We start from the raw sequence: 15,089 nt of genomic DNA, 5'->3' as shown, positions 1-15,089 counted from the left end.
CTTGATTTATAATGAAATTATCTGTTAAAATCATTCCCACTCGATCGTTGCGGGTGGTTTTCCACTGATATCGTATACAACACGGTTAATACCGCGCACTTCATTGATGATGCGGTTTGAAACCTTACCTAACAACTCATGTGGCAAGTGGGCCCAATGCGCTGTCATAAAGTCTTGGGTTTGGACTGCTCTAAGGGCAACAACATATTCATAAGTTCTGCCATCACCCATTACGCCAACAGACTTCACTGGCAAGAAAACGGCAAATGCCTGACTCGTAAGGTCATACCAAGATTTTTGACTTGCGTCATCAATCGTATTGCGCAACTCTTCAATGAAAATGGCATCAGCACGTTGCAGTAAGCTCGCAAACTCTGCTTTGACCTCACCCAAAATACGCACGCCAAGACCTGGCCCTGGAAATGGATGGCGATACACCATCTCACGAGGAAGACCTAAGGCCACCCCAAGTTCGCGGACCTCATCCTTAAAGAGTTCACGTAAGGGCTCAAGCAATTTGAGATGCATGTCTTCAGGTAAGCCACCTACGTTATGGTGACTCTTGATCGTGTGCGCACCCTTCTTACCCTTACCTGCAGACTCGATAACGTCAGGGTAGATCGTTCCCTGGGCAAGCCACTTAGCATTCTGAATCTTCCCAGACTCAGTCTGGAAAATTTCAACAAATTCTTTACCGATGATCTTGCGCTTGGCTTCTGGATCAGCAACACCAGCCAACTCACCCATGAATTTCTCTTTGGCATCAACGCGGATAACCTTCACACCCAAATTGCGTGCAAACATTTCCATCACCATATCACCTTCATTCAAGCGAAGCAGGCCATGATCCACAAATACACAAGTCAATTGATCGCCAATCGCACGATGAATTAAGGCCGCTGCAACACTGGAGTCGACACCGCCAGACAAGCCCAGAATGACTTCTTCATTTCCAACTTGCTTGCGAATATTCTCAACTGCTTCTGCAATGTAGTCGCCCATTACCCAGTCAGGTTTGCATTGGCAAATTTCATGGACAAAGCGCTCAATGATTGCAGTGCCTTGAATGGTATGGGTTACTTCTGGATGAAACTGAAATGCATAGAAGCGACGCTCTTCATCCGCCATGCCAGCAATTGGGCAAGACTCAGTAGAGGCCATCAACTTAAACGCAGGCGGCATTGAGGTGACTGAGTCGCCATGACTCATCCACACCTTCAAAATCCCATGACCTTCGCTGGTGGAGAAGTCCTGAATGCCTTTAAGCAAATTTGTGTGCCCATGAGCGCGCACTTCGGAGTAACCAAACTCACGTGCTTTACCCAAAGACTCTGCAGAGGCAACTGCACCACCCAACTGAGTAGCCATGGTTTGCATACCGTAGCAAATTCCTAAAACAGGAACGCCAAGCTCAAAAACGATTTGAGGCGCACGGGGACTACCATCTTCAGTTACCGAACTAGGGCCGCCAGAGAGAATGATGCCTTTGCCACCTTGCTCCTGAACAAACTTACGAATGAATTCAGGGTCGCAATCGTAGGGATGGATCTCTGAATATACGCGTCCATCACGTACACGCCGAGCAATGAGTTGAGTTACTTGTGAACCAAAGTCGAGAATCAGTATTTTGTCGTGCACGAAAAGATCAGCCTTTATTTCAGCTTTTTATAGTTGTTAATCAATATGGTAATTTGGCGCTTCTTTAGTGATTTTCACGTCATGAACGTGCGACTCACGCACGCCAGCTGATGTGATTTCTACGAAGTTAGCTTTTTCATGGAGCTCATCAATGGTCTTGCAACCGAGATAGCCCATAGAAGAACGAATACCACCAGTCAGCTGATGCAAGATTGCCAACACGCTACCTTTGTATGGCACTTGACCTTCAATGCCTTCTGGCACTAACTTTTCTGCATTCGCAACAATATCGCTTTGGAAGTAACGATCAGCAGAACCATCCGCCATCGCGCCCAAAGAACCCATACCGCGATAGCTCTTATATGAGCGCCCTTGATACAGGAACACTTCACCAGGAGCTTCTTCAGTGCCAGCAAACATGCCACCCATCATGACCGAACTAGCGCCAGCAGCTAATGCTTTTGCAACGTCACCGGAGTAACGTATGCCACCATCAGCAATTAATGGAATACCGGTACCCTTAAGTGCAGTTGCCACATTCACTATGGCAGTGATTTGTGGAACACCAACGCCAGCAACAATACGTGTTGTACAGATTGAGCCAGGACCAATACCCACCTTGACACCATCAGCACCATGATCAGCTAATGCCTTAGCAGCATCACCAGTAGCAATATTGCCGCCAATCACTTGCACATGAGGATAATTTTTCTTAACCCACTTCACGCGATCCAATACGCCTTGGCTATGGCCATGAGCTGTGTCAACCACAATCACATCAACACCAGCACGCACCAATAACTCAATACGCTCATCGTTATCAGGGCCAACGCCTACTGCGGCGCCAACGCGTAATTTACCTTCGCTGTCTTTACAAGCATTCGGATGTTCAGTTGCCTTGAGAATGTCTTTAACGGTAATGAGGCCACGCAGTTCAAACTTGTCATTGACAACCAATACGCGCTCTAAACGATGATGACTCATTAAGCGCTTTGCTTCATCCAGTGAGCAACCTTCTTTCACGGTAATCAAACGCTCACGTGGAGTCATCTTTGTTTTTACTGGAGCATCTAAGTCTTCTTCGAAACGCAAATCTCGGTTCGTAATAATGCCAACAACCTCTTTGCCAACGAGCACTGGGAATCCTGAGAAACCATGCTCACGAGAAAGTTGGATCACCTGACGCAGAGTGACCTCTGGGCTTATCGTGATTGGATCACGCAGAACACCAGATTCATATCGCTTTACTTTAGCTACTTCACGCGCTTGCTCAGCAGGCTTTAAGTTTTTATGAACGATGCCAATGCCACCCTCACTAGCCATGGCAATTGCCAAACGACCTTCAGTGACGGTATCCATAGCTGCGGACACCAATGGTGTATTAAGTGAAATATCTCGAGTTAACTTACTTGCCAAGCTGGCATCTCGAGGGAGTACCGATGAATAAGCCGGTACGAGGAGCACATCGTCAAAAGTGAGTGCTTTTTGAATGAGTCGCATGCAAAACCCCTAGTCGCAAAAACAGATTATAGCCTCCTAGCCTTTCTTTTAGCTGCGGCAGCCTGGAATTTGGCATCTTGGTTCTGATTAGCCTTCTTACGCCGAACCGTTTTAGGGTCAATTAATAGCGGGGAATAGAGCTCTAGGCGATCTCCAGCATAAATGGGGCTATCCCAGTCCTTGCGCTTACCAAAGACCCCGAAGCAGCCTTTTCTAGCTAAAACAGGGTCTTCTGGACCAACTGCAATCCCGGCCCTAATAAGAGCCAGACCAACAGTAGGCAACTCGCCCGCTGACAGGATGAGCTTGAACGCCTTAAGCTCTGGCTCACCCTGCCTGGCATCACAGAGAATGAGGTCAAGCGAGCGCTCAGCCATAGAGGTCCTCGGCACGCTTTACAAAGCAGTCAACAAAGGTGCCGGCTATATGACCAAATACTGGGCCAATAATCTTGTCCAAAATGACGCTTTTGAACTCCCAGTGCAACTTGAACTCCACCTTACAAGCATCTTCCCGCAAAGGGATAAAGTTCCATTGCCCAGAAAAGTGCTTAAACGGGCCGTCTACAAAGACCATGTCAATTGTTTCAGGGCGGTGATTCACATTCCGAGTATGAAAATATTGGGTAATTCCCTTGAAATGAATATTAATTTTGGCGTCGAGCACGGTCTCAGTCTGCTCAAAAATTTCCACTCCGCCACACCAAGGCAAGAACTCAGGATAGCGGGCGACATCGGTCACCAAGCCGTACATACGGTCGGCTGATTGGCTAATTAAAACGGTCTTGTAGACGTCTGCCATAATCGTTCTTGAGAGCTAAATAAATATGAGTATCGTCGATAACAAAAAAGCCTTCTTTGATTATTTTATCGAGGAGCGCTTTGAGGCAGGGCTTGTACTGGAAGGCTGGGAAGTAAAAGCCATCCGCGCAGGTCGCGTGCACGTCAAAGAAGCGTATGTCGTCATTCGCAAGGCGGAGCTGTTTTTAATCGGCTGCCATATCACCCCCCTGCTCTCAGCTTCCACCCATATCGTGCCCGATAGCACCCGCACTAGAAAGCTCCTGCTCAATGCCATCGAAATTAAAAAACTCATCGGCAAAGTAGAGCAAAAGGGCTATACCCTGGTACCCCTAAACCTGCACTTCTCTAAAGGCAATGTGAAGTGTGAGATTGGCCTGGCCAGAGGCAAAAAGCAACATGACAAACGCGCAGCCACCAAAGAACGTGAATGGGAAGTCGAAAAAGGCCGTATCGCTAGAGGCGATCTAAACGCTTAATTTCTTGCCTAAGCCCATAAAAACTGGGGTAGACTGCCCTTAGGGCGAATATTTGAGCATATATGCACTTTTATGGTGCAATTCAGCACCAAGCCGCTTCAAATCATTCATTCCAGCTTTTATAAAGGCATTAGTTTGGTAACTATGAAATTGCCTTTTGACGAAATGCTCGACGCCGCAGGCAAAGCGCGTCCCCACTACCAAATCTTTCACAATTGGCTGAAACAGCAAAGTGACACCCTCATGGGTCTCAAACGCGCTGAAGCAGACCTGATCTTTAGAAGAGTGGGCATTACCTTTGCCGTCTACGGAGATGACCTGGGGTCGGAAAGAACCATTCCTTTCGATCAAGTGCCACGCATCTTTACTGCCAAGGAATGGGAGCAACTTGAGGCGGGATTACGTCAACGAGTCAAAGCACTTAATCGCTTTATCTACGACGTGTATCACGATGAGGACATTATTAAGGCGGGCATTGTTCCAGCCGAACAGATTTATAACAATGCGCAATATCGCCCTGAGATGCGCAACGTCAGCATACCGCGCGACATCTACGCACAAATTGCTGGGATTGATATCGTTCGCGCCGGTGAAGGTGAGTTCTACGTTTTAGAAGATAACCTGCGTGTTCCTTCTGGCGTGTCTTACATGGTTGAAGACCGCAAGATGATGATGCGACTCTTCCCTGACCTCTTTCAAAAATATCGCATTGCCCCTGTAGAGCATTACCCCGATCTTTTATTGGAATGTCTCAAGTCAGTTAAACCAGATGACGTTAAAAAACCAAACGTCGTTGTACTAACTCCAGGTATGTATAACTCTGCTTACTTTGAGCACAGCTACCTCGCGCAGCAGATGGGTGTTGAGTTAGTGGAAGGTAAAGACTTATTTGTGAAAAATGAGCAAGTCTTTATGCGAACCACTCAAGGGCCTGAGCGAGTTGATGTTATCTATCGTCGTGTTGATGATGACTTCTTGGATCCATTGGCATTCCGCTCTGATTCCACTTTAGGCGTTGCGGGGCTCTTATCAGCACACCGCGCTGGTAACGTAACACTGGCAAATGCGATTGGCACCGGTATTGCTGATGACAAATCTATTTATCCATACGTTCCAGAGATGATTGAGTTTTATCTTGGTGAGAAACCGATTCTTAATAACGTACCTACATTCCAATGTCGTAAGGCAGATGACTTAGCCTATACCTTAGCTAATCTGGATAAGCTGGTTGTGAAACTGACTCATGGTGCTGGTGGTTATGGCATGTTAGTTGGTCCAGCATCAACCAAAGCAGAGATTGAAGAATTTAGAACTCACCTTATCGCCAATCCAGATAAATACATTGCGCAACCTACATTGGCGCTATCCACCTGCCCTACCTTTGTTGAGTCAGGCGTTGCACCAAGGCATATCGACTTAAGACCCTTTGTTCTCTCAGGTAAGACTATCAAGATGGTACCAGGCGGATTGACTAGGGTTGCACTCAAAGAGGGTTCTTTAGTGGTGAACTCCTCCCAAGGTGGCGGCACTAAAGATACCTGGGTATTGGAAGAGTGAGTGAAGAGTATGGGGAATAAGAAAATATGTTGAGTCGTACAGCTGATTGTCTTTATTGGATGGCCCGTTACACCGAGCGCGCAGAGAATACTGCCCGCATGCTCGATGTAAACCATCAAACCTCTCTACTTCCTCAGCCTGCAGAGTTTTTAGAGCAGAGTTGGAAAAAGTTACTCACGATTTCTAAGTTGGAAGAAGCCTTCCTCAGCAAATATGATGTCGTTAATCGTGAGAATGTTTTGGACTTCATGATTTATGAAACCAGCAATCCTTCCAGCATCGTTTCCTGCCTGTTTGCTGCGCGTGAGAATGCCCGCGTTATCCGCGGCAAGATTACTTCCGAAGTTTGGGAAACCCAAAACACTACTTGGCTTGAGCTACAACGCATTCTAGAAGCAAGACATCAATCGGATCCCAGCCGCCTTTTGGAGTGGGTCAAGCACCGCTGCCACCTCTTTAGGGGTGTTCTATACGGCACGATGCTGAAAAATGAGGCTTTTTACTTTATTAACGTGGGAACACTGCTAGAACGCGCTGATAACACCGCACGTATTCTGGAAACTAAGTATGAGGACCCAGCAGCCCTGCGGGTTCTTGGCGCTAAGAAATCCTCGGAAGATGGCACTGATGGTGAATTCTTTGACTTCTATCACTGGGCAGCCTTACTGCGCTCCGTCTCCGCATTTGAGATCTATCGTCAAATTTATTCCGATCAAGTCACTCCAAAACAAGTCGCACAACTACTTATCTTCAATAAACAGATGCCACGATCCTTGGTGTCCTGCGTCAATGAATTAATCCCCCTCATTTCTGAAGTGAAGAATCAGCAATCCAAAGAAATTGAACGTCTGCTCGGAAAGCTCAAGGCTAGCTTGGATTATTCCGATATTGATGAGGTATTTGAGCAAGGCCTGGAAGAATTTATTGAGGCTTTCTTAGAGCGCATTAACTACATAGCCGATGAGTTTAGCAATGCTTATCTCATTCCACTGGCTGTTGCCTAAGAAATCACAAAGACTATATGCATCTTAAAATTCGCCATCGCACGGAATATCGGTATGAAACACCGGTGCATTATTCCATACAAGAATTGCGCTTGACACCTCCCACTCTAGCTGGCCAACAAGTCGATAAATGGAGAATTAGCACCCCAATAAAAGCATCTAGCTCTATAGATACTTTTGGTAATCTTTGCAGTGTATTTGTGCAGGAAAGCCCTTACACCTCAATGATGATTGAGGCTGAAGGTGAAGTACATACACAAGATGCATTTGAGTTTGTCGATGATGCTAAAGCAGTTTCGCCCTACTACTTACTGCAGCAAACCAATCTGACTGAGCCTACAGATGAAATGTTGGAGTATTTCTCTTATGGCATTCCAAAGAAAAATTCAGTTGATCAAGTACTAAAACTCGCTGAGGCAGTTCAAGGCTTGATTGTGTACTCTCCTGGCCAAACGAACTTTGCCACGACTGCAGCTCAATCCTTCGCCATGAAATCTGGCGTTTGCCAAGATCATGCCCATATTATGTTGAGTCTCTGTCGCGCCTCTGGAATTCCAGCGCGATATGTCAGTGGTTATTTCTTTGCAGAAGAATCCCCAAATCTTGCTAGCCATGCTTGGATCGACTTTTGTAGCGATATCGATAAAGGCATCTGGACCAGTGTAGATATCACCCATGCATGCTTAGTTGACTCACGTCATATTCGCCTTGCCATTGGCAGAGATTATTATTCCGCCGCTCCTGTTAAGGGGGTTCGCTCTGGCGGCGGCGGAGAAGAACTCAGCGCCAACATTTCGATTCAACAGTTGCCATAGCAACCCTCTGGGATATTTAAGAGATAATTCCAGGAAATAATGAAGAGGGTCCGTGTATGACGTATTGCGTTGGTCTTTGCCTTAAAGATGGTCTTGTTTTCTTATCTGATACCCGAACAAATGCTGGCGTAGACCAAATCGGCACCTTTAGAAAGATGACCTTGTTTCAAAACAAGGATCGCTTCTTTACCTTGATGAGTGCCGGCAATCTTGCCATTACCCAATCCGTTAAAGAAATCCTGCTGCAAGGACAGCTTTTTAAGGGCAAGAACCTCTGGACAGCCAAAAACTCATATGAAGCTGCCGTCGTTGTGGGCGATGCCATTAAACAAGTGTATGAACGTGATCATGCCGCACTTGAAAAAGCGGGTCTTGAATTTAACTGCAATATGATTTTTGGTGGTCAAGTAAAAGGCGAGAAACCGCGCCTATTTAATATTTATTCGGCAGGAAACTTTATTGAGGCTACGCCCGAGACTTGCTATTTCCAGATTGGCGAATCCAAGTACGGTAAGCCCATCTTGGACCGAGTGCTCAATTTCAATACACCACTTAATCTGGCAACCAAGTGCGCCCTCATCTCAATGGACTCCACCTTGAAAAGTAATATTTCGGTTGGACTACCTCTGGATATGTTGGTTTACGAAAAAAATTCTCTGAAAGCCACGAAGCTCGTTACTCTAGATGATGCAAACCCCTATTTTGCAATGATTCATCAAGCGTGGGGCGAGAAACTACGCGAGGCGTTTAATTCCATAGCGGAACCTAGTTGGAGCGGCGCTCATAAATCGAGCGATATTTCCACTCCTGCTAAAAAAATGGGGATTGTTCCTATCAATCATCCGCCATCTAAAGCAGGGGCTCAAAAGGCCACAAGAAATACTAAGGTCACCCCCGTAAAGAAGGCGACAAAGAAAGTGGTTCTAAAGAAGGTGACTGCAAAGAAAAAGTAAGTCTCTAATAGTGAAGCGTTAGATGCATTGATAAACAAAAAGGCCTAGAAAAAATCTAGGCCTTTTGCTTTAATGCTATCCGCTTTGATTTAGGCTTTTAAGTTCTTACCTAACATCTCCCAGGTAGCCACTACGCTATCTGGATTTAATGAGATTGAAGTGATTCCCTTCTCAACCAACCAACGAGCAAAGTCTGGGTGATCTGAGGGGCCTTGACCGCAAATACCAACATATTTATTTTGCTTACGGCAAGCATCAATTGAACGAGCAATCATGAACTCTACCGCTGGATCACGCTCATCAAAGTCGATAGCCAACAATTCCATTCCGGAGTCACGATCTAGGCCCAAAGTTAATTGAGTCATGTCGTTTGAGCCGATTGAGAAACCATCAAAGTACTCAAGGAACTGATCAGCCAAAATCGCATTAGATGGGATCTCGCACATCATGATGAGACGCAAACCATTTACGCCACGCTTGAGACCAAACTTCTCCATCATGTCGATCACGCGCTTAGCCTGATTGATAGTACGTACAAACGGAACCATGATTTCTACGTTGTCCAGGCCCATATCTTCACGAACACGCTTCATTGCAGCGCACTCAAGAGCAAAAGCCTCGCCGAAATCTTCAGACACATAACGTGATGCACCGCGGAATCCCAACATTGGATTCTCTTCATCCGGCTCGTAACGTGATCCACCAATGAGTTTCTTATATTCATTGGATTTGAAGTCTGACAAACGAACAATCACTGGCTTTGGATAGAAAGCAGCAGCAATCGTTGCTACACCTTCAACCAACTTATCTTCATAGAACTGACGCGGGCTAGCGTAGCCACGAGCAACGCTTTCAACTGCACGCTTGAGGTCAGGATCAATATTTGGATATTCCAATACAGCACGTGGGTGAACACCAATGTAGTTATTGATGATGAACTCAAGACGAGCTAAGCCAACACCAGCATTCGGAATCTGACAGAAATCAAATGCCAACTGAGGATTACCGATATTCATCGTGATCTTCACAGGAATCTCTGGCAACACACCGCGGGATACTTCAGTGACTTCAGTTTCGATCAAGCCATCATAAATATGACCTTCATCACCTTCAGCGCAAGAAACCGTCACCATCATGCCGTCTTGCAAATGCTCAGTGGCATCACCGCAACCAACTACTGCAGGCACACCTAATTCACGGGCAATGATTGCTGCGTGGCATGTGCGTCCACCACGATTAGTCACAATCGCTGAAGCACGCTTCATGACTGGTTCCCAGTTCGGGTCAGTCATATCGGCAACCAAGACATCACCTGGCTGAACACGATCCATTTCGCTTGGGTCACGAATAATGCGTACAGGACCAGCGCCAATCTTTTGACCGATTGCGCGACCTTTTGCCAATACCTTTGAGCTGCCCTTCAACTTGTAGCGCATCTCTACTTGACCGGCAGCCTGACTCTTTACAGTCTCAGGGCGCGCCTGCAAGATATAGATACGACCATCTTGACCATCTTTACCCCACTCGATGTCCATTGGACGGCCGTAGTGCTTTTCAATGATCACTGCATATTTAGCCAACTCAGTGATATCCGCATCCTCCAAAGAGAAGCGGTTACGCTTTTCTGGGGTGACATCAACAGTTTGTACTTTTTCTGCGGAGCCTTTTGGGGCAAATTGCATTTGAATTAACTTTGAACCCAAGGAGCGGCGAATGATCGCCTTCTTATCTTGAGCCAAAGTGGTTTTAAATACATAAAACTCGTCCGGGTTCACTGCGCCCTGGACAACAGTCTCGCCCAAGCCATAGCTAGAGGTAATGAAAACCACATCCTCAAATCCAGACTCGGTATCCAGAGTAAACATTACGCCAGCAGCACCCAAGTCAGAACGCACCATGCGCTGAATACCAGCAGATAAGGCTACTTCAGCATGGGCGAAGCCCTTGTGAACACGGTAGGAGATCGCGCGATCGTTATACAAAGAAGCAAATACTTCACGAATCTTCTTCAGAACATCGTCAATGCCTTCTACGTTCAAGAATGTTTCTTGCTGACCAGCAAAAGAAGCATCTGGCAAGTCTTCGGCAGTAGCTGATGAACGGACTGCAAATGAGCCTTGACCAGAGTCATCCAATACTGCAAATGCTTTACGAATTTCTTCATCCAACTTTGGCTGAAATGGCGCTGTTTCGATCCAGCCACGAATTTCTGCCCCAGCTTGCGCCAATGCACGCACATCATCAATATTCAAGCCTTCCAAACGCTGTTGAATGCGCTCAGTCAAATTGTTGTGCTTTAGAAAGTCGCGGAATGCTAACGAAGTCGTTGCAAAACCTGTAGGAACACGAACCCCAGTAGACGCTAACTGAGAAATCATCTCTCCTAATGATGCATTCTTACCGCCAACTGATTCAACATCAGTCATGCGGAGTTGTTCAAAAGGCAAAACATAGGCATCAGCCATACTGCTATTTTGTTGCTGTTGATTGGACATAAAATACTCTCAAAAGATAAGGAAACTGGTGTAGCGGCCACCCTAAAGGGGGCATGCTTTAATATGATTCTATTGTAGTGCTGACCCTGACTTTTAAGCCAAATCCATGTCTAACGAAACCCGCATTGTTTTTATTGTCTCTGACGGCACCGGCATTACTGCCGAGAACTTCAGCCAGTCGATTTTGGCCCAATTTGAGGCCACTTTTAAGCATATTCGGGTGCCTTTTGTGGATAGCGTGGATAAGGCCCACGATGCTGTTAGCAGCGTCAACCAGGCAGCTGCTAAATATGGGGTGCAACCCATCGTTTTCACCACTTTGGTGAACTCTGAGCTCAATGCAATCGTGGCTAAGGCAAATGGCCTGATTTTGGACATGTTCCAGACCTTTGTAGCCCCTCTAGAAGAAGCTTTAGGCATGAAATCCACCCATGCCATGAACCGCCTTCACCACAATGCCGATACCGAGGCCTACAAGAACCGGATTGAGGCCATCAACTATTCCCTGGCCCATGATGACGGCCAGTCCAATCAAAACCTTGCCGAAGCCGATGTCATTCTAATTGGAATCTCCAGGGTTGGTAAGACGCCAACCAGTCTTTATCTGGCAATGCAATATGGACTCAAGGCAGCCAACTACCCCCTGATACCGGAAGATTTCGAACGAGGACAACTTCCGAAGGATTTAGTCCCATATCGCCAAAAAATATTTGGCCTAATGATTGATGCTGAACGACTCTCAGAGATTCGTAATGAACGCAGACCCGGCAGTAACTACGCCAAGCTAGAAAACTGCCGCTATGAAATTAATGAAGCAACGGCGATGATGAAGAAACAATCTATTCCTTGGGTGCTAACAACCAGCAAATCCATTGAAGAAATCGCTACCACCGTACTGCAGGCGATTAAGTCTGACAAAATGATACTGGGATAAGAAGGTATTTTGCAATGTCTGGTTTCGACCTTGGATTCAACTGGTCAACGCAACAGATTGGGCAAAACGTTCTGCCGGTGTTTGATAGTTTAGTGTCTTTCTAGGGCGCTCATTCAGTTTCCTAGCTATGGCATTGAGCTTAGCCTGTGAGTAATTGGCCAGACTCATTCCTTTAGGGAAGTATTGTCTTAATAACCCATTGGTATTTTCATTCGAGCCTCGTTGCCAAGGATGCTGAGGATCGCAAAAATACACTTGCACATCGGTAGCTAGAGTAAAGCGTTTGTGTTCAGACATTTCTTTACCTCGATCCCAAGTCAACGATTTATATAACTCATCTGGTAATTTTCTGGCGTGCTTAATGAGTGCATTGACCACCGTCTGACTATCTTTACGAGCAACCTTGACTAGCATTACATAACGGGTTTGGCGCTCTACAAGAGTAGCGATCTGACTATTGGCATCTCCATAAAGTAGATCACCTTCCCAGTGACCTGGTACTGCGCGATCTTCTGCTTCTGCTGGCCGCTCTCTAATGGAGATGGCATTGGCAATCTTGCCAAGACCAAGATCTTTAAGTGTGTGATGGCGTGAGCGGCGCATGATCCGAGTGCGACGTAAATGTGCCACGAGCTCTTTCTTTAAGGCTCCACGGGCTTGGATAAAGAGGCTGCGATAAATCGTCTCGTGTGACACCTGATAGCTTTTCTCATCTGGATACGTTTGCTTTAACCATCCGGCAATCTGTTGTGGCGACCACTGCAAGAGCTGCAGCTTGTCTGTCACGATACTTGCCAAGGGCTTGTTTAAGACCAGTTTACAAGTCTTGGGGCGAAGTGCTCGATCCCAAGCAGAACCATCGGCTCCAGCTGATCGGTAGTCTTTGGTACCACCATTGCGCTTTACCTCCCGACTAACCGTAGAAGGCGATCTACCTAAAAGCTGAGCGATAGAGCGAAGGGATTGTCCCGTTGCCAGGCCGCGGGAGATCTCTTCTCGCTCGGCCAAAGTTAACGCTAAAACGGATCGAGTTCGCTCTGGTGGTCTGATGCCACCACTTTCAGCCAAAATACGCTGGATAGAGGAGTGGCCCCGATCAAATAACTGCGCTATCTGATGAAGGTTATCGCCTTTTTGCCACCGCTCCCACATTAAAGCCTTCTGGGTGGCCGTGTAATAGATTCGAGGTCGTTGTTTCATGAGCAACACTCCTTTTGCTTACGCAGTTTGTAGTGTGTTGCATCGATCGGTTGAATTCAAGACTCATAGCAGTCTCCCAGAGTAACAAAAAACCACCCGTAGGTGGTTTGCTTAATAGCCTGTGAAATTAATACAGGATATCAATGTTGACCTTTACCGCAGCAGGAGTCACTGAGTTATCGTAACCAGCACTAAAACTCAAATTCTGGGTAATATTAAATCCAATAATATCTGGGTTACTTCCGGGCTTGCAGTTAGCATGGGTTACAGAATACATGCCAGCAATGGGGCTATCAGGAGTTAATGTTTCTGTACAGTTTGGGTAGCCAGTACTAGGATTTCTAGTTATAGAACTACCAGCCACGATTGTTATAGGACCCGTATCTACACCATTACCCAATACATTATCGTATGCACAGTTGTTAGTGCTCGTACAAGCCTGATATGAAGTATGGTTAAAGGTTCCAGCCAATGGAGCTGGTAATTGTGAGGGACTAGCTAAGGCTAGTGCCATAAATTGTGATGAGTTTCCACTGGTGTCTGAGGTATCAATATATCCGACTACACTTCCATTTTCTGGGATGCTGGTAAATTGTGCGCTCACAATAGATGTACCAGAGGGATTTGCCATTAACCATGAGCTACTGGAGCTATCGTAATTAAATGTACTTGTACTCGTGATGTTTGAACTGCCTGCTACACAACTTACGAGCTTTGTATTATTGGAGCTAATACCCCCATTATCACAAAGACTAAGAGTAAATTGAGATGGCGTAATAACAGTTATAAAACCCGTAGCACCAGAAGCGCCATAAACCTTAGAGTTGCTTGAACCAGATGATCTAAATTGCACAGCCCTTACTGTATTCGTATTGACTACTATTTGACTTGCTTCTGTAATTGCTGCACCTGATTTAATTGAAAAGACTGGCGCATAAGCAGAAACAACGCCTGATATTGAAATTGGCACAGCCATGACAGATAAATTAGTTGTTTTAAATAACTTGAGTGGCTTAGTTGGCTGTGTTGAATCTATTGCAGTATAAGTACCATCAGCGTTACGACTGAGGCTACCGGAAAAAGTTTTATTGGTTAATCCAAAAGAGCTTCTTAATATTGCCAATGAGTAGCTAGTAACCTCAGGATTAATTGTCAGCGCACCCAAATCACCTACTGCCAATGCAGAGCTGTAGCTAGTTGAGCTAGCAGGAGCAGGAGTAGTTGAGGTAGACGAACTGCTGCCTCCTCCCCCACCACAGCCAATCAATATTGAACCCAAAGAAATAGCAATAAAAGTGAGTAATAGGCGATGTTTCATTGAGACCTCTAAATGATGATTATTTTACAAAAATTATAATTAATCTAACATATTTTTTGTAAAAAGTAATCGGGCGTTTGCTCTTTATGTGAAATGTACAAATAATGGGCTGTAAAGCCCTATGCATCAAAGACTGCTGTCGACCGAGGCTGTGTAAAAACCCAAAATACTTCCATTGATTTAGATTTAAAGCGTGTACACGGGTTTAGGTTTCTCAATAAAGAGCCCTGAGGGGCTCAAGCATCCTGTTTCGGTAAATATTGGTTTTATAGTAACGCCTCGTAGAGGCGTTACTCAGGCCTGTTTATTACGGATTGAGTAAGGCTTTCGCCTTATGTCGCCATCGCCTTCATTAGATTGCTGCTACCCATGATGTTCATCACTCGTTTAAGGTTG

The 15,089-nt window shown here is 45.9% G+C and carries 13 protein-coding genes; 6 read left to right on the top strand and 7 right to left on the bottom strand.

Translation table 11 applies throughout. The annotated features are described in order from the left end of the window. Nucleotides 1–30: 30 nt before the first annotated feature. Genes guaA through ICN34_RS07490 form a run of 4 tightly spaced genes read right to left on the bottom strand, consistent with a single transcriptional unit; the run spans nt 31 to nt 3,939 of the window. Complete coding sequence (gene guaA / locus ICN34_RS07505; protein ID WP_072583013.1) at nt 31–1,638, bottom strand: glutamine-hydrolyzing GMP synthase; 1,608 nt, start codon at nt 1,636–1,638, stop codon at nt 31–33. Between the two features lie 36 nt (nt 1,639–1,674). After that, nucleotides 1,675–3,138 (bottom strand): IMP dehydrogenase, encoded by a 1,464-nt coding sequence (gene guaB / locus ICN34_RS07500; RefSeq protein WP_072583014.1) that lies wholly within the window; start codon nt 3,136–3,138, stop codon nt 1,675–1,677. A 26-nt stretch (nt 3,139–3,164) separates the two neighbouring features. Then, nucleotides 3,165–3,515: an RnfH family protein gene (locus ICN34_RS07495; RefSeq protein ID WP_072583015.1), complete on the bottom strand. Its 351-nt coding sequence runs from the start codon at nt 3,513–3,515 to the stop codon at nt 3,165–3,167. Continuing rightward, nucleotides 3,508–3,939, bottom strand: coding sequence for a type II toxin-antitoxin system RatA family toxin (locus tag ICN34_RS07490; protein ID WP_072583016.1), 432 nt, complete (start codon nt 3,937–3,939; stop codon nt 3,508–3,510). Before ICN34_RS07490 ends, ICN34_RS07495 begins: the two co-directional genes overlap by 8 nt. Before the next feature lie 25 nt (nt 3,940–3,964). Between ICN34_RS07490 and smpB the strand changes: the two genes are divergently transcribed. The 5 genes from smpB to ICN34_RS07465 all read left to right on the top strand — a co-directional run bounded on the left by smpB (nt 3,965) and on the right by ICN34_RS07465 (nt 8,746). Beyond that, complete coding sequence (gene smpB / locus ICN34_RS07485; protein WP_216121781.1) at nt 3,965–4,417, top strand: SsrA-binding protein SmpB; 453 nt, start codon at nt 3,965–3,967, stop codon at nt 4,415–4,417. Nucleotides 4,418–4,561: 144 nt separating this feature from the next. Beyond that, a complete protein-coding gene (locus ICN34_RS07480) occupies nt 4,562–5,974 on the top strand; it encodes a circularly permuted type 2 ATP-grasp protein (protein ID WP_215322276.1) in 1,413 nt (470 codons plus the stop codon). 26 nt (nt 5,975–6,000) lie between these two features. Beyond that, the gene (locus tag ICN34_RS07475) at nt 6,001–6,978 is read left to right on the top strand and encodes an alpha-E domain-containing protein (protein WP_216121779.1); all 978 of its coding nucleotides are present in this window, start codon (nt 6,001–6,003) and stop codon (nt 6,976–6,978) included. Between the two features lie 17 nt (nt 6,979–6,995). Next, entirely contained in the window at nt 6,996–7,793 is a 798-nt protein-coding gene (locus ICN34_RS07470) for a transglutaminase family protein (protein WP_072583019.1), read from the top strand. A 56-nt stretch (nt 7,794–7,849) separates the two neighbouring features. Then, nucleotides 7,850–8,746, top strand: a complete 897-nt coding sequence (locus ICN34_RS07465) for a peptidase (RefSeq protein ID WP_216121777.1) — start codon at nt 7,850–7,852, stop codon at nt 8,744–8,746. Nucleotides 8,747–8,835: 89 nt separating this feature from the next. On the opposite strand, the gene ppsA is transcribed toward ICN34_RS07465, so the two are convergent. After that, nucleotides 8,836–11,241: a phosphoenolpyruvate synthase gene (gene ppsA / locus ICN34_RS07460; RefSeq protein WP_255538605.1), complete on the bottom strand. Its 2,406-nt coding sequence runs from the start codon at nt 11,239–11,241 to the stop codon at nt 8,836–8,838. Nucleotides 11,242–11,347: 106 nt separating this feature from the next. On the opposite strand from ppsA, the gene ICN34_RS07455 reads away from it, so the two are divergent. Beyond that, on the top strand, nt 11,348–12,175 hold the full coding sequence (locus tag ICN34_RS07455; RefSeq protein WP_216121774.1) for a pyruvate, water dikinase regulatory protein: 828 nt from the start codon (nt 11,348–11,350) through the stop codon (nt 12,173–12,175). Nucleotides 12,176–12,211: 36 nt separating this feature from the next. Here the strand turns inward: ICN34_RS07455 and ICN34_RS07450 are convergent, their stop codons facing one another. Next, complete coding sequence (locus ICN34_RS07450) at nt 12,212–13,375, bottom strand: IS30 family transposase (RefSeq protein WP_216121772.1); 1,164 nt, start codon at nt 13,373–13,375, stop codon at nt 12,212–12,214. A 127-nt stretch (nt 13,376–13,502) separates the two neighbouring features. Further along, complete coding sequence (locus ICN34_RS07445; RefSeq protein ID WP_216121770.1) at nt 13,503–14,693, bottom strand: hypothetical protein; 1,191 nt, start codon at nt 14,691–14,693, stop codon at nt 13,503–13,505. Between the last annotated feature and the right edge of the window lie 396 nt (nt 14,694–15,089).

The sequence above is a fragment of the Polynucleobacter sp. Tro8-14-1 genome, from assembly GCF_018881655.1.
Taxonomy (GTDB): Bacteria; Pseudomonadota; Gammaproteobacteria; order Burkholderiales; family Burkholderiaceae; genus Polynucleobacter.
The sequence above is the reverse complement of the archived record's forward strand: the minus strand, read 5'-3'. Positions and strand labels throughout refer to the sequence as shown.